The sequence below is a fragment of the Pedobacter sp. MR2016-24 genome, from assembly GCF_026239655.1.
GTDB lineage: Bacteria > Bacteroidota > Bacteroidia > Sphingobacteriales > Sphingobacteriaceae > Pedobacter.
Map to the genome: position 1 here is coordinate 703,768 of NZ_JAPIVO010000002.1, position 19,955 is coordinate 723,722.

At 43.5% G+C, this 19,955-nt stretch carries 20 protein-coding genes; 13 read left to right on the top strand and 7 right to left on the bottom strand.

Going from position 1 to position 19,955, the window contains the following annotated elements; genetic code table 11:
- Window positions 1-49: 49 nt before the first annotated feature.
- Window positions 50-331 (top strand): helix-turn-helix domain-containing protein, encoded by a 282-nt coding sequence (locus tag OQX62_RS07205; protein ID WP_265830764.1) that lies wholly within the window; start codon window positions 50-52, stop codon window positions 329-331.
- 189 nt (window positions 332-520) lie between these two features.
- Here the strand turns inward: OQX62_RS07205 and OQX62_RS07210 are convergent, their stop codons facing one another.
- Window positions 521-871: a winged helix-turn-helix transcriptional regulator gene (locus OQX62_RS07210; RefSeq protein WP_265830766.1), complete on the bottom strand. Its 351-nt coding sequence runs from the start codon at window positions 869-871 to the stop codon at window positions 521-523.
- A gap of 62 nt (window positions 872-933) precedes the next feature.
- On the opposite strand from OQX62_RS07210, the gene OQX62_RS07215 reads away from it, so the two are divergent.
- A complete protein-coding gene (locus OQX62_RS07215; protein ID WP_265830767.1) occupies window positions 934-2,001 on the top strand; it encodes a zinc-dependent alcohol dehydrogenase family protein in 1,068 nt (355 codons plus the stop codon).
- Between the two features lie 66 nt (window positions 2,002-2,067).
- Here OQX62_RS07215 and OQX62_RS07220 read toward each other — a convergent pair whose 3' ends face one another.
- Complete coding sequence (locus OQX62_RS07220) at window positions 2,068-2,640, bottom strand: NAD(P)H-dependent oxidoreductase (protein WP_265830768.1); 573 nt, start codon at window positions 2,638-2,640, stop codon at window positions 2,068-2,070.
- Window positions 2,641-2,702: 62 nt separating this feature from the next.
- Between OQX62_RS07220 and OQX62_RS07225 the strand changes: the two genes are divergently transcribed.
- Window positions 2,703-3,083 carry a winged helix-turn-helix transcriptional regulator gene (locus OQX62_RS07225; RefSeq protein WP_265830770.1) on the top strand — a complete coding sequence of 127 codons (381 nt, stop codon included), beginning with the start codon at window positions 2,703-2,705 and terminating at the stop codon, window positions 3,081-3,083.
- Window positions 3,084-3,303: 220 nt separating this feature from the next.
- Here the strand turns inward: OQX62_RS07225 and OQX62_RS07230 are convergent, their stop codons facing one another.
- The 3 genes from OQX62_RS07230 to OQX62_RS07240 form a co-directional block, all read right to left on the bottom strand.
- Entirely contained in the window at window positions 3,304-4,191 is an 888-nt protein-coding gene (locus OQX62_RS07230) for an NmrA family NAD(P)-binding protein (protein WP_265830771.1), read from the bottom strand.
- Window positions 4,192-4,217: 26 nt separating this feature from the next.
- Window positions 4,218-5,282: an alkene reductase gene (locus tag OQX62_RS07235; protein WP_265830772.1), complete on the bottom strand. Its 1,065-nt coding sequence runs from the start codon at window positions 5,280-5,282 to the stop codon at window positions 4,218-4,220.
- Window positions 5,283-5,361: 79 nt separating this feature from the next.
- Window positions 5,362-6,345 (bottom strand): helix-turn-helix domain-containing protein, encoded by a 984-nt coding sequence (locus tag OQX62_RS07240; protein ID WP_265830773.1) that lies wholly within the window; start codon window positions 6,343-6,345, stop codon window positions 5,362-5,364.
- A 606-nt stretch (window positions 6,346-6,951) separates the two neighbouring features.
- Between OQX62_RS07240 and OQX62_RS07245 the strand changes: the two genes are divergently transcribed.
- The 8 genes from OQX62_RS07245 (at window position 6,952) to OQX62_RS07280 (ending at window position 13,252) form a co-directional block, all read left to right on the top strand.
- The gene (locus OQX62_RS07245; protein ID WP_265830774.1) at window positions 6,952-7,731 is read left to right on the top strand and encodes a hypothetical protein; all 780 of its coding nucleotides are present in this window, start codon (window positions 6,952-6,954) and stop codon (window positions 7,729-7,731) included.
- Between the two features lie 180 nt (window positions 7,732-7,911).
- Window positions 7,912-8,571, top strand: coding sequence for a DUF6266 family protein (locus OQX62_RS07250; RefSeq protein WP_265830775.1), 660 nt, complete (start codon window positions 7,912-7,914; stop codon window positions 8,569-8,571).
- A gap of 430 nt (window positions 8,572-9,001) precedes the next feature.
- Window positions 9,002-9,529, top strand: a complete 528-nt coding sequence (locus tag OQX62_RS07255; protein ID WP_265830776.1) for a peptidoglycan-binding protein — start codon at window positions 9,002-9,004, stop codon at window positions 9,527-9,529.
- A 1-nt stretch (window position 9,530) separates the two neighbouring features.
- Window positions 9,531-10,043 carry a hypothetical protein gene (locus tag OQX62_RS07260; RefSeq protein WP_265830777.1) on the top strand — a complete coding sequence of 171 codons (513 nt, stop codon included), beginning with the start codon at window positions 9,531-9,533 and terminating at the stop codon, window positions 10,041-10,043.
- 244 nt (window positions 10,044-10,287) lie between these two features.
- On the top strand, window positions 10,288-11,715 hold the full coding sequence (locus OQX62_RS07265; RefSeq protein WP_265830778.1) for a GntR family transcriptional regulator: 1,428 nt from the start codon (window positions 10,288-10,290) through the stop codon (window positions 11,713-11,715).
- Window positions 11,716-11,796: 81 nt separating this feature from the next.
- Window positions 11,797-12,054 (top strand): hypothetical protein, encoded by a 258-nt coding sequence (locus OQX62_RS07270; RefSeq protein ID WP_265830779.1) that lies wholly within the window; start codon window positions 11,797-11,799, stop codon window positions 12,052-12,054.
- A 1-nt stretch (window position 12,055) separates the two neighbouring features.
- Window positions 12,056-12,673, top strand: a complete 618-nt coding sequence (locus OQX62_RS07275) for a hypothetical protein (protein WP_265830780.1) — start codon at window positions 12,056-12,058, stop codon at window positions 12,671-12,673.
- Window positions 12,674-12,697: 24 nt separating this feature from the next.
- Window positions 12,698-13,252: a DUF6266 family protein gene (locus OQX62_RS07280; protein WP_265830782.1), complete on the top strand. Its 555-nt coding sequence runs from the start codon at window positions 12,698-12,700 to the stop codon at window positions 13,250-13,252.
- 52 nt (window positions 13,253-13,304) lie between these two features.
- On the opposite strand, the gene ligD (OQX62_RS07285) is transcribed toward OQX62_RS07280, so the two are convergent.
- Entirely contained in the window at window positions 13,305-16,055 is a 2,751-nt protein-coding gene (gene ligD, locus OQX62_RS07285) for a non-homologous end-joining DNA ligase (protein WP_265830783.1), read from the bottom strand.
- 274 nt (window positions 16,056-16,329) lie between these two features.
- On the opposite strand from ligD (OQX62_RS07285), the gene ligD (OQX62_RS07290) reads away from it, so the two are divergent.
- Window positions 16,330-19,230 carry a DNA ligase D gene (gene ligD, locus OQX62_RS07290; RefSeq protein WP_265830887.1) on the top strand — a complete coding sequence of 967 codons (2,901 nt, stop codon included), beginning with the start codon at window positions 16,330-16,332 and terminating at the stop codon, window positions 19,228-19,230.
- A gap of 52 nt (window positions 19,231-19,282) precedes the next feature.
- Here the strand turns inward: ligD (OQX62_RS07290) and OQX62_RS07295 are convergent, their stop codons facing one another.
- A complete protein-coding gene (locus OQX62_RS07295; RefSeq protein WP_265830784.1) occupies window positions 19,283-19,534 on the bottom strand; it encodes a hypothetical protein in 252 nt (83 codons plus the stop codon).
- Window positions 19,535-19,654: 120 nt separating this feature from the next.
- Between OQX62_RS07295 and OQX62_RS07300 the strand changes: the two genes are divergently transcribed.
- Window positions 19,655-19,912, top strand: coding sequence for a hypothetical protein (locus OQX62_RS07300; RefSeq protein WP_265830785.1), 258 nt, complete (start codon window positions 19,655-19,657; stop codon window positions 19,910-19,912).
- Window positions 19,913-19,955 lie beyond the last annotated feature (43 nt).

Here is a 19,955-nt window from a genome sequence, read left to right on the forward strand (position 1 = left end):
AATGGGTGTTATGACTTTTTTATTATTTTTGGTGCTATAAATATTAGCAATGTCACTCCTTTCAGAAAACTTACGGTATTTGAGAGCACAAAAAAAGTGCGCCCAGCAGCAGGTAGCCAATGATTTAATCATTAGCAGGGGACGATATAGCAAGTATGAAGACGGAAAATCTGAACCCCCGCTGGAGATTTTAAAACGGATTTCGGGGTATTATCATGTGAGTATAGACCTGATGGTTTCTGTTGATCTGAGGAAAATTCATATGCATGATTTAGCGGCCTTGGAGGAAAACAGGATGCTGCTAACGGAGTTGCTGAATCTCCATAAATAGGATTTATTGAACATCATGATCCTGTGGATTTAATGTTCTTAGTGACACCAAATAATCCTCTGTCAGATTTGGGTTAGCGTCACAATAAAGACTAGCAGACAGCAGCATTAAGGCTCTTCTTTTATTTACTTTTCTGCATAAAATCTGGACTTCGATAAAAACTCTTCCACAGAAAAGGGGGCGGGACATCTATTTGACAGAACTTTTTAAAGTTTCTATGTTATCTTCTCCCCATTGTCCCATCGAATTAATTACCGGCATCAGAGATTGTCCTAAATCTGTCAACTGATATTCGACACGTGGTACGGTTTCGTTATAAACCTTTTTTTTTATTAAGTTATGCATCAACATTTCCCCGAGCTGGGCGTCCAGAACACGACGTGTGGCTTGAGGGATACTGCGCGAAATTTCGCCAGGGCGTGTAATTCCATCATTTATCCGTATAAGCAGTGCTATTTTCCACCTGCCATGGAGGATTTTCCGTATATATTCATGCCCACAATCGAGAAGCGGAATCTTACGTATATATTGAGTTGCCATATGTCAAAAATAAGCAATATTCATTTTACTTCAGACATAGATAAATTTATCGGGGGTTGTGCTTGCCAGTATGCTTCCCCAACTTTGTAGAAAAAAAAATGAACTATAAAGGAAAGAAAATGAGAAGCTGGCAGATGGATGCCATAGGACAAGATCAGCTTGAACTACGGGATGTAGATATACCGCAGGCAGGACAGGGAGAAGTTTTGGTGAAAGTTGCTGCTGTTGCTCTAAATTACCGCGACAAAATGATCATCGAAACCGGACGTGGCCTTGCGCTTAATTTCCCTTTTACCCCCGGCTCCGATTTGGCAGGAACGGTAGTTGCACTCGGCTATGGTGTCACCAGTCTAGTTATCGGTGACCGAGTAATTTCTACAGCGTCACCAGATTGGATTGATGGTATAAGGCCCGGTAACGCCCGATCACCATTTTACCGCACACTTGGCGGTTATTATCTAGGAGTGTTGTCAGAGTATATCGTGTTACCCGAAGCATGGTTTGTCAAAGCTCCTTCGAGCCTCAACAACGCACAGGCCAGTACTCTGCCAGTTGCGGGACTGACAGCTTGGTTTGCACTTGCAGAACGGGCACATGTCTGCGCAGGTGATACCGTATTGATCCCGAGCACAGGTGGAGTCGCCTTATTTGGTCTGCAGATTGCTAAAGCGCATGGGGCAGAAACGATAGTCTGCGGCAGTGCTAAAAATGAGAAACGGACAAAAGAACTGGGTGCAGATCATTATGTAAATAAGGATAGGGACGACTGGATGGAAGTAGTACTTAATATTACTAATGACCGCGGGGTTGATGTGGTTCTGGAAGTTATAGGTGGTGCAAATTTGGGAAGGTCTGTAGAACTAACTGCCGTTGGTGGACGCATATGCCAAATCGGTGCTTTGGATGGTTTCGATTTACTTGCTCCTGCAATGCCTTTAATGCTTAAAGATATTACGATACATGGTATCGGTACAGGTTCACGTCGGGGTCTGGAGAATTTAATTCGTGCAGTAGACCGGACGGGACTGAAGCCCGTGATCGAAACCACCTATTTGCTTGCTGACCTACCTTTAGCGCTCGATCATTTAGCCAAAGGTGCATTTGGCAAAATAGTTATCGAACTGGAATAAACTTGTAGTTTGAAAATGCTGCTGCAGCTTTGCCTAATAAAACTGCAGCAGTGTTTTAATGAAATCCTAGATAGATACTGAGCCAGGTGTTGGTTCAAGGTGTTCGAGGATCTTAATTATCTTTTGTGCATGATGTTTAGCGTTTCTTTTAACTTTCTCTTCCGTAAAAGCTTCTACATTAAGCGATGCGCCAAAGAAACAGACCGGCTCTATGTAATTCATTTGAGCATAAATTGCGGTATGTTCCAAGCTTTTACAAAACTCATAAATCCGCATATGGTGTTTACCTGATAGCTGATATTCCTTCTCCGCAGCACCGACTGTGAAACTGGGGATAATAGTCTTACCTTTTAGCTTATCACCTTGTGACCCGTAGGCGAACTGGTATGCGAAAACCTCATCGATCCAGTGCTTCAAGATTGCCGGTAAATTGAGCCAGTAAAAAGGATACTGAAGGAGTATCGTATCATGACGGAGTAGTGCCTCCTGTTCCGCCTGAACATCAATCCTGTAATCAGGATATAGACGGTGTATATCTCTTACTTCGTGATGCTGATTACTGCTTTGCAGTTCTTCTATGATCGTTTTATTAGCTAAGGAACTATTATAACGCGGATGTGCTAAAATGATTAATGCCATACTATATAAATTATAGTTGCAAAACTATTGATGGCTAAATACATTTGCAATAACTATCAATTATGATAGGTGGAAATATTATGAACTATCTCAAGTTAAATGACAAGATATATCCATGTGGCGTAAGCCTGGCCATGGATTTACTCGGCGGGAAGTGGAAAGCTGTTATCCTTTATTTTCTAAAAGATGGCGAGAAAAGATATAATGAACTGCGTAAAGAGATAACAACGATTACCGAAATGACATTAAGTCTGCAGCTAAGACAAATGGAGCATGACGGTTTGATTTCCAGAACGGTGCATGGTGATAAGCCACCGGTCAAAGTAATTTATCGATTGACCGACCTCGGTAAGACGACTATTCCCATGCTGCTTGCCGTGAACGATTGGGGGAAGCGACTCGCCAAAGAAAGCGGTGAGATTTTAGGTAACCTGCAAGTTTAAAATTCTGAGCAATGTTGTTCTAACAAACTCGTCAAGAACTGCCTAACTTCATTGCTACTTATTTGTTATCATGCAAAGCTCGGGAGCGGCAAGCAAGCAAGCGTTTGTAGACCAAAATCCTATTGTTGTAGCCATAATGGAATACTTTTTATTAAGGCAGCAACTCGGGCAAGGCACCTGGATCTCATCCTTCTTTTAAGTTGCTGCCGGTAAAATGATATTAAGCTTGTGTGTACCTGTTTTTGAACTCCTCCGCAAACTGTTCCAGCTTAACCTTTCCTATCACATTGCAGTCTGTGCTGAAAAAGTCGTTCATGATAAGGCCATTTTGCACGCCCTGGCCCATTTCTATAATAAGGCCAACTAACTCCGCCGACATACCGGCAGAGCGCATGCCTTGATTTAGCTGCTCGTCAGGTATTGCTGTCCATGTAAGTTCCGGGTGGCCTATAGCTTTGCCGAACAATGCAGCAAGCTGATCACCTGTTGCCACGTCGCTCACCACATATTTCACTTCAAAACCATCCCCTTTAGCCTGCAGCGCTTCAGCTATTGCCGAAGCCAGATCATCGGGGTGCGTTAACGCCAGCCTGATATCTCCGCTGTAATTATTACCGAATACGTTCCGGCTTTTGATCTGCGGAATGTCCCTCAGAAAATTAACATAGAAAAATCCTGAGCGAATGACGGTTACATCAACACCATTAAGCTGGCGGAAGATATTTTCAACCCGGTGAACGCCTTGTATCGGGCCGTTGCCTGACGCTGCATCTGCACCCACGCTGCTTAACAACACTACCCGGTTGATGCCTGCTGCTTTGACAGCATCAGCATAAGCCTGACCAGCATCTGCGATGTTTTGTATAAAGTTACTGGTGCCTATGGATGGCGGCATCATGGTGTACACGGCATCAGCACCGCTGAATGCCCGGGTCAGAAACAATGCGTCGCTGATGGAACCTACGGCAGCTTTAGCGCCTAATGCTTCAATATCGCTTATTTTGTCATCCTTGGTAGTGATGACGGTGACTTCATGACCTGCTGCGATAAGTTGTTTTACTAATGGTTGGGCTATATTTCCTAATGAGCCTGTTGTGGTGATTTTCATGGTGATGTATGTTTAAAAGTTAATGATTAGTTCAATTCCGGGTAATCGGTGTAGCCCTGTTCGCCGGGCGTATATAACGTGTTATAGTCCGGCTCGTTTAAGGGTTCGTTTTTTTCTATCCTCCTCATGAAATCGGGGTTGGCCAAAAAGCTTCTTCCGAAGGCCACCAGGTCGGCCGGTCCATCCTGTAACATTGTCTCAGCTGTTTCGGCGGTGAGGCCGTTACAATAAATAATGGTGTTTGTAAAAGCTTCGCGAATAGCGTTATGTGTCTTTTGCGGGATACCAGGGTTGTTAGAGATGTGCAGGTATGCAATACCCAGTCGGTTTAATTCCTGGGCCAGGTAAACATAAGTATCGTGCACTTCGCTTTCTTCGTATGAGAGCATGCCGTTAGTTGTGAGAAATGGCGACAAGCGAATACCAACCTTATTGGCACCGATCATTTTCGAGGTCTTTTGTACTATCTCCAATATTATCCGGCTTCGGTTCTTTATAGAACCTCCATAGTTGTCTGTCCGGTTATTTGCGTGCGGGTTCAGCGATTGCTCCAGCAGGTAACCATGTGCACCATGCAGTTCCACGCCGTCAAAACCGGCGTCGATGGCATTTTCTGCAGCGCGAACATGATCGTCAATGATGCGTTGTATACCATGAGTATCCAACGTTTTAGGCGCCGAATATTCATACATACCCGTTTCGGTGTAGATCTCACCAGCAGCTTGGCTATCTGACAAGCCGACCACCTGGTAACCTTCAGGTAAGTTGCTGCTGTGTGCCACGCGACCGGTGTGCATCAGTTGCAAAAATATTTTAGAACCACTCTCGTGTACAGCGTTGGTCACCAGCTTCCAGCCTGCTACCTGTGCATCCGAGAAAATACCTGGAATACGTGGATAACCTAAACCTTCCGGGCTGGGCGAGGTACCTTCGGTAACAATAAGCCCGGCACCGGACCGCTGCTTATAGTAAGTGGCCATTAATTTATTGGGGATGTTATCGATGGCGCGGCTACGGGTCATGGGAGCCATCACCACATGATTCTTTAATTTTAAGGTGCCCTTGTTATACGGCTGAAATAACTTTTTCATTTTGGAGTGTTTTTGTTTACACTACAAAGTTGCCGCTAACTGCCGCCTGATAATAGCAGCAAAAGACAGAAAAACAGTCCTATCTGGCAGAACCGTATTTTTTGGGCTTTAGTCCGTAATGCCTTTCGAACAAACGGCTGAAGTGACTAAGATTGGTAAAGCCTAATTCATAACCAACTTCGGCAACGGATCGCTTGCCCTGTTTGAGCATAAAAGCCGCTTCCTCCATGCGCGCCTGTTGAAAATAATTATAGATGGTATCGCCAAAGGCTTGTTTAAAAAGTTGTTTCAGTTTGGTTTCGCTCATGGCGGCGATCCCGGCTAACTCAGACAGCACAGGCGGCGTGCTCAGATCGCTCAACACCTCGTTACGGATATGCAGCAACCTGGCAGCATCGGCACTGTTGATGTTCTGATGCGGTATGCTTTCGCGTTTCGATAACCTTTCAAATAGCAGGTAGAGCAGTTCCTGCACCTTGATGTGCATATAAAAATAGCTCAGGCCATTTTTCATTTCTACCACGCCTAAATTCTTCTGCAGCAGACGAATATCTGCCGTCATCTTTTCCAGGAAAAGAAACGAATTACCACTGCCTGTAATGGTTTCAATAGTGGTGTTCTGTTCTTTTAGTGCAATCAGGTTTTTTAAGTATGCTGGAGAGATAGCAATAACCATGTAATGGATCATGTAACCTGCCGGAAAGCGGATGGTAGAATTGAGATCGTTGGAGGTAACCTGAATAGCCGATTCGTCCTGCTCGGAAAACTGGATATGCGGATCGGTACCGTACGTGATACCCAGCGGCTGTTCATTGCTGTAAAAGAAGATGGTGATCAATTCATTTCCTTGGCCGGAAGCATTACGCTTGATGATAAGGTCTTCCTTCAGTAAATAATGGTGCAGGGTTACTTTAAACTCCGGCCCAAACGAAAGTTTGCGAATAGATCCATCCCCTAATTGCAGGGGAATAACCATCATATCACTCTCTACCGTTGCGCCGATATGCCGCGCGAAGTAAGTCATGAAGTCGAAATCCGGTGCGGCGTTGAAGCTGAAGATCAATGCGGGTATAGTTTGCCTTAAAAATACAAATTAAAATCGATATTGCTCATCACTGTAACCTGGCTACTCTATCAAAGGCCATCATGCTTTTAAAGCGTACAATTAGCTGTGATTTACAAACACCATAATATCGGCATGATGCTTTTCATCAGCTTTCAGGTAAAGTAAATACAGGAAAATAAAATCAGCGTAAAGGGATTTCAGGAAATTAAATAAAATGACAAGTAAAAACAGAAATAATAGAACGTTATAGTCCCAATGTTGTCAAGTAAAACAAGGATAAGACAAGTAGTGGGTAACAAGGGAGACTGACCTGCATGACTGCGCGTATACAGCGCATAAACTGCGCATCTACTCCGCCTTTTTCAGCTAGTTAAAAAAGGCGGAGTAGATGCGCAGTATACGTGGTATATATGCGGTATTATTCAGTTCCTGCTCCCTTCCTGATCAGGCTTCATGCCATCCTTTTTCCCTGATTGTTAAGTATATATTGTCATCTCTGTCCGTCAAAACCGGCCATTACCGGACATCGGTAAATCCTGCTCGCAGAATGCTTCATTTAATGTTTTTCTTGGATTACATTCGCCTCCATAAAAAAATAAAATTATGGGAAAATTTAATGGAAAACATTTTACCGGACCGGTAGGACCGGTGATCTTCAGGAAAAGAAAAGGTAAGCAAGTTGTCTGTGCCAAACCACTTCCGGGAACAATGAAGCAGACAGAAAACACAAAGAAGGCTTCCGGAACCTTTGGTATGGCCAGCTTGATGGTAAAGCACATCAAGGAGGGCTATGGTGAAGAGATCATGGGCTATCATGACGGGACGCTGCACAACAGGCTGATGACAAGTATCAATCCGGTTCTTTCGCAATGCAGGGATCTGTCTACGATGAGCTATACTTTTGGAGTTGACAGTTTCAACCGGCTGAACGGATTGAACTTCAATGTGGAATCACCTCTGCATAAATATCTGGGTTTCAATCCCGGGATTATGCTGGAAGGGAATAGCCTGCGGGTGGAATTTCCTTCGGCCAATGCGAAAAAGAATATCAAATTTATCCGGAGCAGCAATGCCTGTCACCTCACCATGAGTTTGCTGCTGTTTAATCTAAAAGACGGTAAGCGGTTAAATGAACCGCTGAATCAAATGGTCATCCTGGCTAAAAAAGAACAGGAACAGCTGGGTGGTCAGGAATTTACTTTCACAGTTCCGGATGGTTGCCTTTGCCTGCTGAGTATATTTCTGAAATACTACGATTACCAGCATCTGCTGAATAATCCGCTGATGAGCCCAGGCGCCATCTGTTTTGCACAGCTGGTACCTGGTGATTTTGAGGTTGAAGATCTGAATGTTTGGAGGAGTATGGGACAGCAATTCAGTTGATTAAAAAAAATGATCAGGACATTTATGGACATATCGGAGACAAAGCCAGCCATTAGTGGACATGCACCTGAAAACGTTTTTTTTTCTGGAATTTGCCTCCTACTTTCGTTCAACGTTTAAGCTTAGCGCTGATCTTAAACAGTAATTAACAGAATTATTAACAATTTAAATCTTAAAAAAATGGGAAAAGTAAAAAGTGGGGTAATCGGTAAAGTTACCGGAAGTGTAGGCCCCGTAGTGTTTAGTGTGGTGAATGGCCAGCAAGTGGTTAAAGAACAACCAACAAAATCAACCAAGCCGGCTACGCAAAGCCAGATTGATGTGAGAGAAATCTTCAGGTTAACAACAGAAGCCATGAATAATTTTGCTGAAGTGATCAATACCGGTTACAAGATTCATAAACAATCCAGTACTCCTGTTAACACTGCAGTGAAATATCACATTAAAAATGCGATAACAGGAATTTCACCAGATTTTGCTCTTGATTTCACAAAAGTGAGGCTAAGTAATGGTGCAGAGGATAGTGATAATGATGTTCAGGTACAAGCGGCAGACGCAGGTGCGATGATGAACATTACCTGGAGTCCTGAAGTAACTGGCTCGCAAAAACAGCGTGATCTGAGGAATACCGACCTGGCTTGCATCGTCTTCTATCATATTGCAAAGGGGCGTTATACCTCGAGCATAGGTGAGGTAAAGCGTGGAATAGGAAAGTTAGACATGAAAGTGCCGAACAGTTTTGCTGGCAGTCCCATGCATGCCTGGATATTTTTCGCATCCGAAGATGGTACAAAGTCATTCAGGAGTGAATACCTAGGTACCTATACAGCCAAGCTATAGGTAGTATCATTTAAGATTGTCCGGCAGTTCGCCATTGCTGCCGGGCATCTTTAAACTCAAGTAATTAACAGATTTCTAATATTTTAATAATTAATGTGATGAACGCAAATGTCATAAAACTGCCCAAAATTAAGGGCTTAAGCTATCTCAATAATAGGATAGTAAAAACATGCGGCAGGGCTCTCAGGAATTTCGAACCTATGTTCTTATTTCTTTCTTTGCTGATTGTCTGGTCTGTAATGCCCCGGTGGCTGCAGATGGAAGCAGAAGCTGCAAGTATCAATCAGAGCATCTGGCTCCTCATAGTAGTAAGCATGATTACCTTTTTGGCGATCTGCGCAATAACCTGGTGGTTAACGCAGCAATTTTGGCTAAGGCTCGGCCTGCCGCAAATTCAACAGATGGTTTCACAATTTAACACTTTAACATCATGGCAGCAACTCAGCTTGTTTTCGCTATATTTTGTTTCGGTATTGCTGGCAGCCTTAGGATGCCTGATCGCAATCTGTTAGATGTACGATCCCGGATTATTGTAACTGCAGCAAAGGAGGTCGGCGTAAGGGAAAAAACCGGTCAGAATGACGGCAAAGCGATTGCGGAATACCTGCGAAGTGTAGGACTTAACCGGCCTGAACCTTATTGTGCTGCTTTTGTCTGCTGGGTATTCCAAAAAGAAGGATTGAGCAAACCCAGGTCTGGCTGGTCGCCGGATCTCTTTCCGCAATCACGTTTAGCGCGCTCTGCTTTGCCGGGGAACGTCATCGGCATCTACTTCCCTCAGCTAAAAAGGATTGCACATGCAGGACTGATCGAAAAAGTTGACGGTTCCTGGATTTCCACTATTGAGGCCAATACAAATGTGAGTGGCAGCAGGGAAGGAGATGGAGTATACAGGAAAAAACGACATTTCCGGACGATTTACCGAATAGCAGACTGGATAGATTTAGGAGGGCATTAAGATGAAGAAAAAAAATATGTGCCTGTTAGCTGCATTGCTGTTTTGCAGCTGCGGGGTGCTGAATGACAAACACGTCAGCAGGAACTTATCAGCTTCCAGTTTTGAAAATGCAACTGATCTTAAGCGTAAAACGGTTACAGACAAGACTGATCATTCCATAAGATTAGTGGCTGAAGATGATTCTTTACATCAATCCTGGGATATTCAGTTGTGGCCCAAAGGGAAATTCACCTTTTCTCCTGACCGGGGTTTTGAGGGAGAGGCGGAGCAGGTGTTGATAAAGGGCGATCTGAAAGGGAGTAGTAAATTCAGAGCGCGTGATGTCAAAAATAAGCACCAGAAAAGTAATTCCGAAAGTGAATTTCGACAGAACCAAAAGCAAAAACAGGCGTCAAAAAAGGTAGACCGGTCCAGCAGTATAAATAGCACAGCTTTGATAGTACTGGGATTTATCGTCATAATTTGTTTCTTAACCCTAATTCAGAAAAAATACAATTGGCTGAAAATTAGATGATTGTTTATTTCTGATTTTTAAATAAAAGATTTGGTATACACACTGAATTTTCGACGAATGAGAAACGAACTGCCCGAATTTTCTCAAAAATGCACATTTGTATTTGGTTTTAAGGATGAAGAGCAAATTCGCGGTTTACCATAAGTTTATATGATTGCAACAGGAAAAGTGTTATTAACAGAATTCAATTTGACATTACATTTTTGGTACTTAAATTTGATTATTAGATAATAATTTTGAAGTTATGAACAAATTATGGTTAGATGTTTTTGCAGTTGTGGTAGCTCCGGGAGAAAATGTTATAGATATACTTGTGATGAGAATCAAGAATTTGCTAAACACTAATAAGAGTGTGATACGTGAAAAACTCCCTACACAAAGAGAGATTGTAGCGGAAACACAACATTCTGAAGCCATTATCCGTCACGTTGCGAAAACGCTCAAGACCATGCGGATTATAGAGGCCAGGAGTGGAGGAGGAACCTATTTTGTCAATAGAAAAGCCAGAAATCAAAAAACGTTAAAGAATGAGCAGCGTGAATCTGGTTCCAGCTACGATGTTGATGAAGTGCAGTTGGGAGAAGAAGTACTTTTACAATCTGCAACCGCTGTCAGCAATTTTCGGAAGAAATGGAATGCCGCGACGAAAAAAAATAGTACACTGAGTCCTGAACAACTAAGGGTTAAGATTATTCCGGAGGTAATCACGCATACCAGGCAAAAGTTAAGTTATAGCCTTGGAATTGATTACAGTGATAGCCAGATTTATTATTCTTCTGGCTATCAATCAACGTTATACTGCACGTTTATGGCGCTTTTAAACAACCGCAAGAAAATAATTGTAACGCTTGGGATGATTAACGAAACGGCAGTGAAAACAATTTTTGACGTCAGGCCTGGAAGTCATGTTTTGAGCTATGATGCTGCCGGAAAGGATTTGGATAAACTGGAGGTGATGTGTTTTAAACAGCTGGTAGGCATCGTTTATATCAGTTCAAGAAGAGTTGCTCCAGTTAACTATGAGATTGACGCGGAAAGGGCCGCAAGGATTCACGCACTTCGGGATACCTATAAATTTGTCATTGTTGAAGATGACAGGGACGTATCTTACTTCCAGTCGTCAGAAAATCTATTGATGAGTACAACTACCAGTAAATATGAATCCCTGGTTTATCTGCGTCCTTACTCTTCTTTTCTGCCGTTTATTAACGACTTAAATTTGTTATGCGGGCCGGCTAAACTAATCAGGAAGATAAGAGATAAATTTCGGGTGTCGGGCAAAGATATTTCAGCCGCTGTATCGCTTTCTTTAAATGAACTGCTGGGTAAAGAACTGTTCTTTAAGTCCGAAACAATAGTACTGAATAAGATAGCGGATATCATGGTCAGAGTAAGGGAAAACTTAAGTAAATCGGGAATTTGGACAGCGGAAAGTATTGCTGCAGGTTCAGCTTGTTTCCTCCGTCTGCAACCTAAATATGGTCACATCCCCCCTGATGGTTACAGCCACTTCAAAAGGGAGCGTATCCGGATCATTGCAGCTGCTGCTTATGCTGGCGATGAAACGGCCCTGGAAGGAATATTAATCAGTCTGGTAGCATCAATAGACGGTGAGTGCCTGGATAGAGACCTGAATAAATTCAACGAAGCTGCACGCAGAATCATCTGCTAACCGGATTTTATAAAAAGATAATTAATGCTGTCCTGACCAGGTGTGCCGGGATTGCGATCGTAAACCCTAAACCTAAATATTATGAATGATTCAAATGACAAATTTATCGTAGTTATCCAGATCCTGGGTCAGATGCTGTCCTTAATGGAAGAAAAAAACAACTTGTTGAAGAAGAAGGAACTGTTGTCTCCGGCGGATGTGATGGTCTTATTCAACCGTTCAGCCCGTACCATTAGTAGATGGACTAAAAAAGGAATATTAAAAAGTGTAGAAATCAATGGCACGTTACACTACAGGTGGGATGACGTATATCCCTTGATTGAACTCAAAAACATTTGATATGGCCAGCACACAATATAATACCAAAGATATTGGTCCAATAGTGGCTCGTACAATTGATGTAGCATTAGGGGGGCTGATACTGCATGTGTTTCAGCTGGGCTTACATGGGCAGTTCAAAGATCTGTTATACCTGATCGTAAATGATACAGTAGATGAAGTTACCTGGGAATTAATCAGTCTTTTAGAAGATGACGTTTCTGAATCCTATAAAATCGCGATAGAGGAGTGCCAGGAAAGCATGGCAGAAATAGAAGAACTATATAATTTGAATGGAGCAGCCGGTAAAAGAATCATTAGTATAGCAGACAAATTTTGCTATCATCTGACCAGACTATATATTCCTAATGATTGCAGGGAAGATGCTTTATACTTTCTTTCTGAATATACCAGCACCACGATTGATATTTTGAACTGGTTATGTTTATTGATAGTAAACGAGCGGCTGGATGTAGATTTCCTGAATAACCGGCCTGATCATTTTACCTATGCTGATCTTACTCATATATGTCAGCGTTATCCTCATCAGCCCGTCCTCAAATTTATCTTAAGAGCTGGCCGGCAATTGGAGCGGAGTAATCATGTTGCCCTCGCTGCATTGAAAAAAACAAATAACTAAATATCAAACCTAAACAATTTATCAATGAGAACAACGACTAAAAGAAAAATGACCGGAGATGCCTATCGTCATCACAGAAAAAAATGGTTGTATATCAAACGCTTCCTGCGTAGAATCGAACAGATGATCATGATCGGATTTAAAGATTTCTCCGAACAGCTAAGTGAGACGCAGCGATTTAATCAGACAATGAAAGCGAATCGGGAAATATTAGGTGGCGTTTCTCCCAAATTCTATATACTTTATAGTAATGTATTTGTGAGTATAGGCGCATTGCCGGCACCGCTGAACCCTTTTGTCAGGTATATTTCCCCAAGGATCGTGGAGGTGAAATGGGAGAATGCCGATATTGAGCCTACAGGTAAAAAAATGATCTATGTATTCAAATACAATGCTACCAGAAAACTTCCGGCTATTTATGTTGTTGAAGCAGATGAACCTGTGCAAATGATGGACATCAGGTTTCCCGAAGAAGAGTATGGAGATGAAGTTCATTTCTGGCTCACATTTGTCTGGCCGGATAAGAAAAAGCGAACAAATAGTGCATATATAGGACAGATATTACCACTCTCGAATTAAAAAGCAAACTACACACCAGTTGAGTCAGGGCGAAAGTCCTGGCTTTTTTTGTTTAAATGATCTTCTCTAAAGATTTATTATTCTTCCTGATGATCCCGGGATCATACATACGTTTCCAGAGATCTCCTTTTTTTCTTAGTCTTTCTGGCACTGTATCAATAGTGAAATCGCTTGGTTGCAGCTTTAAGGTAACTTCCTTCCAGTCAATAGGGGTAGATACCGTAGGTTGTTTTGCTGGTCTCACCGCATATGCGCATGCTAGTGTATCTGATGGATCGTTTTGTGAAAAGTCTACAAATAACTTATTCCCCCTTTTATCAACAGCCACTTCCAATGTGGTGAACAGGGGGACTCTTTTATGAATTTCCGCACAGATATGTTCGGCTAATTTTCTGGCCTGGGTGTAGTTGAAACCGCTACAGGGGATGAAAATATGCATTCCAGTCTGACCCGAAGTTTTGATGAAACTGGTCAGCTTGTTTTCGTCAAAATAAGCTTTGGCAGCCAGGGCGGTTTTCACAACTTTTTTGAAATCGTCATCTGAAGGATCCAGGTCGATCGTAATGTAGTCTGGTTCTTCCGGATTTTTGATGGTTGAATTCCAGGGATTCAGCTCAATGTTGCCCAGGTTAATCAGCCATAGCAGGGCCGGAAGATGATTACATACTGGATAATCGATGAACTCTGTTTTTCCTTTTACTTTTTGTTTTCTTTTGGTGGAATGTATATCCAGGAAGTCCGGCTGAAAGCCTTCCATATCTTTGATGTAGAAGCCCGGTGCCCCGGCGTTGATGTTTTTGATTTGCATAGAAAGTGGCCGGTCTTTCAGGTGCGGCAGGATGAACTCGGCCACGTTATTGTAATAAGCTATAAGTTGTGCTTTGTTGGTTGTTTTCCAAAGCTTTTTCTCAATGTTAGTGAGCTGAATGGTATGGTTTTCAATGGTGACGCTTCCTTCAGATTTGATCTTTTCTGCGAAGATTTTGTTCCAGTTGCTTTCGGCAGCTAATTTAGACCTGGTGGAGCGCTTGTTGTCTGATTGAGGAAAGAGTTCTCCGACGTTGCGGTGCTTGGTTTGCGGGACGGCTTCAGGCAGCTGCGCATCTTCTGCCTCTTCAGTCACATCCAATACTTCAGGACCTGCAAGTTCTGCTTCCAGTTCCGCTTCTTCCTGATTCGTATTTGATTCCTGCGGCACTTCTTTCGTTCTGTTGCTTTGCCATACCCTCGCGTGGCTGTTCATCGCAACTTCGAGTATGGTGTAGCCGGATAACACGGACTGGTCCTTTTTGGTAATATCAGTAGTCAGTTCATGGCCGTCTTTTACCTTGGTGAGCAGCCAGGCATTCTCGCCTTTTCCATAGGTTTTAATCAGGTTAAATTTACCTTTCAGCTTTGTTCCGTGGAGTATGAAGCTGAGCTTATTTTTATGATAGTTAGAGAGCAGCCATTTTTCCTGCTCCTTTTTGCCGCTTACAGGCTCGGCTGGTTCGTAACTGCCATTGTCCCAAACCAGTACTGTACCGCCCCCATATTGCCCTTCGGGGATGATGCCTTCAAAATCTTTATAATCGTAGGGGTGGTCTTCCACTTCCATAGCCAGCCGGTGATCTTCAGGATTCATGGAAGGGCCTTTTGGAACTGCCCATGATTTTAATACGCCACGTATTTCGAGGCGGAAATCGTAGTGCAGATGTGAGGCATCGTGTTTTTGGACCACAAAGTGAAGTCTTTCACTTTCCGGTATTCCACCCTCAGGTTCCGGGGTAATATCAAAACGCCTCTTGTCATGATATTTTTCAAGATCAGGATTTAATTTTTCCTGAGGCGGTATTTCTTCCTGATATTGCTTATTGATGATTTCCTCGACATTGCCACTGTCTTCAGGGATTTCACGGACTACATCTTTCGGATTTTTGTCCTGACGGAAACCCAGAAAGGTAGCGGGTTTCCTGATCCTGCCAGATTTAGTCCATGTCGCAAATTCGAAATTGGCAACCAGTATTGGTTTCACGAAATGAGTTTTTGCCCCTTTGGTGTCGAGGATCTTGTTTTCAAAAGGTGATTGGTCGGTTTCAATTTCCTGCAGCTGTCTGAGGATGCCAGGCATCTCTGCATGTTTATAACCTCCGCCTGATCTGCCGATCCATTGCAGTTTGCCATTCTCATAAGCGCCGAAAAGCAATGACTTGAAAGAACGGGATTTCTCTGATTCTGCCCAGCCACCAATCACAAATTCCTGTCTTTTCCTTGTCGGCACTTTCAGCCAGTCATGCCCCCTGACTCCCGGGATATAGACGCTGTCTTTTTTCTTGGCAACAATACCCTCCAGGTTATCCTTCAGTACCTTTTCGTATAGTGCTTTTCCGTCATCAAAGCTTGCGCTGAACAGGAAAATCTCATTTTCCTTTGTGAGCGATTCCAGTAGTTCCTTACGCTGGTAGAGCGGTAGTTGGGTAAGGTCATTGCCATCCAGGTAGAGCAGATCGAAAACACAGTAACGGATTGGTGTACGTTTTCCATTGTAGAGCTGTAAGCTATCAAAGTCTGGTTTTCCTTCTGCATTGAGCACGATGACTTCCCCATCGATTATGAGATCGTGCCCCAGACTTTGCAGTGCCTCTGCAATCAGCGGGTATTTTGCGGTATAGTCGAGCCCGCTTCTGGAATCCATCCTTAACTCCGTACCTTCTACTCTGGATATAATCCGGTAGCCGTCCCATTTGAGTTCGTAAATGTATTCAGTACTGACTACAGGGTCTTTGACCAATGTACACAGCATTGGTGCAATATACTCCGGCATGCTGCTACTTTTTGTTGTGTTTGTTCTCCGTTTTGCCATACCGCGGTATTGTCTGCATGATATTCGTTGCCATCATTACAAACCAGCGGCTGCAACTGTTTGCATCTTCGGTAAAAATCGACCCTGGCTTTTTGACATAGCTTTATGGCATTTCAAAAACCATGTATGCGTTAATGTGTTATCCTCAAACATTTACCTAACATTTAAAGCATATGCCTGGAGAAACGCAAAGTAATTTTGTACTGAATCAACTGCATAAAGACCTGGTTATTTGATGAAGGTTGCTACTTACAATATCAACGGGATCAATGGCCGTCTGCCAGTACTTTTGCGCTGGCTCTCTGAGGCGCAGCCCGATATAGTGTGTTTGCAGGAACTGAAAAGTGAATCTGCTCATTTCCCGGTCGCAGCAATTAAAAAGGCCGGGTATCATGCCATATGGAAAGGTGAAAAAAGCTGGAATGGGGTTGCGATTTTATCGAAGAAAGAGATCAGGCAACTGCGGGACGACTTACCGGGGGAAGATGATTCTTTTACGCATAGCCGTTATATTGAAGGTTTCACCTATGGAATCGTGATTGGCTGTTTGTACCTGCCCAATGGCAATCCATATCCGGGGCCTAAGTTTGACTATAAGTTACGCTGGTTTTCCCGGTTAGCTGAACATGGGCAGACCTTATTTGATACCGGACTGCCGGTGATGCTGGTGGGCGATTATAATGTAATGCCTACAGAATTAGATACTTATAAGCCGGAAAAATATAAAAGCAATGCGTTGTTTCGGATCGAGAGCAGGGACGCTTTCGCAGCTTTGGTCGCTCAGGGCTGGACTGATGCCATCCGAAAGCTTTATCCCGGGGAACGGATTTATACCTTCTGGGATTATTTGCGGAAGGCTTATGACAGAGATGCGGGCTTGCGCCTTGATCATTTTCTGCTCAACCCTGTTCTTTCTGAGCGCTTACAATCTGGTGGGGTGGATAAACACGTTCGCGGCTGGGAGAAATCCAGTGACCATGCGCCAGTGTGGATTGACCTTGCCGAAGCGGGGGAGCATGTAGAGAAGTCCGATACGAGGAAAGCAGGGGCGGAGCATAGCGGAAAGTCGGCAGGGAAACAAGCGGCCGGCGGAAACAATGCTGGGATTGAAGAAGGTGTTTCTCTGGATGCTGAAGTTCAAGCATTGCTGGATGCCGCTCCTTCGGCTGAAATGCCGCGAACTATCAAGGCGATGAAAGCGACGCAGGTAGACAAACCTTTTCATGATCCGGCATGGCTCTATGAAATTAAATGGGATGGATACCGGTCATTAGCGTTTGTGGAAGATGGTGTAGCTGAACTGGTGTCCAGAAACAACATTGTATATGAACACTTTTCTCCCATCAATGAGCTGATGGCAACATGGGATTTGGATGTGGTACTTGACGGTGAGATTGTTGTTTTAAATGAAATCGGGGTGCCGGAATTTGGTGCTTTGCAGAACTGGCGGGATAAAAAGGAACTCAACCTGGTCTTTTATGTCTTCGACATCTTATGGTTTAAAGGTAGGCTGCTGACGGATCTTACTTTGCTGAATCGCCGCAAAATCCTCGAAGCTATTTTGCCTGCTGAAGACGGAACCGTTCGGATCAGTCATCTTTTTGACGCAGATGGAATAGCCTTTTATGAATCTGCTAAGCGGATGAAACTGGAAGGGATTATTGCAAAACGCGCTGAAAGTGTATATACAGGCGATGCCCGGTCCAGGGAGTGGTTGAAAGTGAAAGCTAAACTTCGTCAGGAAGTAGTAATTGCCGGCTATACCCGGAACGGGGATACTGAAAAGAATTTTAGTGCGTTAGCCCTTGGTGTTTATGATGATGCAGGTTCCCTTCAGTATATCGGTAAAGTAGGCACTGGTTTCAATGATTTGATGCAGAAAGAATTGCTGAAGCAATTTAAGCAGCTGGAAACGAAAGTCTGCCCTTTTGAAACTGTACCTGATGTGGACGAGCCTTCCCGGTTCCGCCCTCAGCGGCTGGGCGCCAAACCGACCTGGCTGAAACCGGAACTGGTTTGCGAAGTGGAATTTGCGGAAATCAGCAGGGATGGCAAGCTGCGGCAGGCCTCATTTAAAGGTCTGCGCGAGGATAAAGATCCGGCTGATGTGGTGCTGGAGATTGCGGCAGTCACAGCAGAAATAGTGGCGGAAGCTGCGCCGGCTACTGGAAAAGTGAAGGGGGTACACCGAAAAATGCCGGAAAAACCATTGATGGAAGGAAAAAATGAAATCGCAGAAAAGAAGATCGATGGACACCTGATCAAGTTTACGAATCTCAATAAATTATACTGGCCGGAAGACGGAATATCAAAGCGGGATATGTTCAATTATTATGATCAGGTTGCGCCCTATATGCTGCCTTACTTACTGGACAGACCCATGTCGCTGAACCGATTTCCCGGAGGGATACACGGGCAAAGTTTTTACCAGAAGAATGTGGCGGAAACTGCACCTTCCTGGGCACATACGATGCCGCATACCAATGATAAAGGTGAAGAAAAGGAATATTTGCTGGGGTATGACCGGGCTACATTGCTCTGGATGGCGACTTTGGGCTGCATCGAAATGAACCCCTGGTTCAGTAAAGTGCAATCGCCGGATAATCCTGATTATTGCGTGATTGATCTGGATCCGGATAAAAATACCTTTGAACAGGTAATTGAAGCGGCGCAGATGACAAAGACTGTATTAGATGGTATGGATGTGCCGTCTTTTGTAAAAACATCGGGATCTACAGGTATTCACATTTATGTACCACTGGGCGCTAAGTATAGTTATGATCAGAGTCAGCTTTTTGCACAGGTAGTGGTGAAGCTGGTGCATAAAGAACTTCCTTCGTATACTACTCTGGAAAGGATGATCTCAAACAGGAGCGGGAAAATGTATTTGGACTTTTTGCAGAACAGGCCTGGTGCTACTATCGCAGGCGTGTACTCTCTCAGACCAAAACCCGGGGCGACAGTGTCCATGCCACTGCACTGGGATGAAGTGAAACCTGGACTGACGATGCGGGACTTTACGATAAAGAATGCGCCGGACCGGTTACGGGAAACAGGTGATTTATTTACAGGTGTATTAGGTGAAGGTATTGATATGATTGCTGCCATAAACAAGGCTAAAGAGACTTTTGGTTAAAAACCTCATTTAATCCTGCATAGATAGGCTAAGAGTCACTGAAAGTTATGCATTACGCATAGTGAGCGTCAATAGCCGATCCAATTGCATCTACATCTTCCTTTTCCATTTCTCCTTTTAACAATTGCCAGCAGTGATCAGCGTCGGGCCGAATGGTAGCGAGCGTATGTTTATCCCTTATTACCTTGAAACTGAAAACATGTTCAAGTGTTGAGATGTCGTCTTGAGCGATGATGGTAAAAGTTAAGGGCTCCAATCCTTCATTGATCTTTACGGCTATTTCGAAAGTTTCTTCTTCCTGCATGGTGGTATGTTTAGGTTGCTGATATAACAGTTTAATAGTTAATTTGTTAGTTGAGTAGAATAAGAATAAGATCAGCAAAAAGTTAAAACTACATTTTATACGGATTGTTATTGCAAGCAAATGGAAAATTACCCGATCAGTATCACTATAGATAAAAAGGTTCATCATTTTGAGATTGGTGAATACCTGCACCACAACGGCGAAAGCTGTAAAGTGAACGTATTTCAGAATGGCAGAGTAGTAGCCAGTTTTGAGCCGGACAAATACAATTACCTGCACATCTGCCAGAACCAGGGAAAACTGAAAGAAGAACTGCTGCATCTGCTGGCAGATCAGATCGAAGCGCACCATCCGCATGGCATCAATAGAGACCGGTAGCTGATTCCACCATTAGTCTTAAACTGGATGACTGCAAAATTAT

Excerpts from the sequence above, each read along its gene's own strand:
- OQX62_RS07205 (WP_265830764.1), top strand. The coding sequence starts at position 50 with ATGTCACTCCTTTCAGAAAACTTACGGTATTTGAGAGCACAAAAAAAG.
- OQX62_RS07210 (WP_265830766.1), bottom strand. The coding sequence starts at position 871 with ATGGCAACTCAATATATACGTAAGATTCCGCTTCTCGATTGTGGGCAT.
- OQX62_RS07220 (WP_265830768.1), bottom strand. The coding sequence starts at position 2,640 with ATGGCATTAATCATTTTAGCACATCCGCGTTATAATAGTTCCTTAGCT.
- OQX62_RS07225 (WP_265830770.1), top strand. The coding sequence starts at position 2,703 with ATGATAGGTGGAAATATTATGAACTATCTCAAGTTAAATGACAAGATA.
- OQX62_RS07230 (WP_265830771.1), bottom strand. The coding sequence starts at position 4,191 with ATGAAAATCACCACAACAGGCTCATTAGGAAATATAGCCCAACCATTA.
- OQX62_RS07235 (WP_265830772.1), bottom strand. The coding sequence starts at position 5,282 with ATGAAAAAGTTATTTCAGCCGTATAACAAGGGCACCTTAAAATTAAAG.
- OQX62_RS07245 (WP_265830774.1), top strand. The coding sequence starts at position 6,952 with ATGGGAAAATTTAATGGAAAACATTTTACCGGACCGGTAGGACCGGTG.
- OQX62_RS07250 (WP_265830775.1), top strand. The coding sequence starts at position 7,912 with ATGGGAAAAGTAAAAAGTGGGGTAATCGGTAAAGTTACCGGAAGTGTA.
- OQX62_RS07255 (WP_265830776.1), top strand. The coding sequence starts at position 9,002 with ATGGCAGCAACTCAGCTTGTTTTCGCTATATTTTGTTTCGGTATTGCT.
- OQX62_RS07260 (WP_265830777.1), top strand. The coding sequence starts at position 9,531 with ATGAAGAAAAAAAATATGTGCCTGTTAGCTGCATTGCTGTTTTGCAGC.
- OQX62_RS07265 (WP_265830778.1), top strand. The coding sequence starts at position 10,288 with ATGAACAAATTATGGTTAGATGTTTTTGCAGTTGTGGTAGCTCCGGGA.
- OQX62_RS07270 (WP_265830779.1), top strand. The coding sequence starts at position 11,797 with ATGAATGATTCAAATGACAAATTTATCGTAGTTATCCAGATCCTGGGT.
- OQX62_RS07275 (WP_265830780.1), top strand. The coding sequence starts at position 12,056 with ATGGCCAGCACACAATATAATACCAAAGATATTGGTCCAATAGTGGCT.
- OQX62_RS07280 (WP_265830782.1), top strand. The coding sequence starts at position 12,698 with ATGAGAACAACGACTAAAAGAAAAATGACCGGAGATGCCTATCGTCAT.
- ligD (WP_265830783.1), bottom strand. The coding sequence starts at position 16,055 with ATGCCGGAGTATATTGCACCAATGCTGTGTACATTGGTCAAAGACCCT.
- ligD (WP_265830887.1), top strand. The coding sequence starts at position 16,330 with ATGAAGGTTGCTACTTACAATATCAACGGGATCAATGGCCGTCTGCCA.
- OQX62_RS07295 (WP_265830784.1), bottom strand. The coding sequence starts at position 19,534 with ATGCAGGAAGAAGAAACTTTCGAAATAGCCGTAAAGATCAATGAAGGA.
- OQX62_RS07300 (WP_265830785.1), top strand. The coding sequence starts at position 19,655 with ATGGAAAATTACCCGATCAGTATCACTATAGATAAAAAGGTTCATCAT.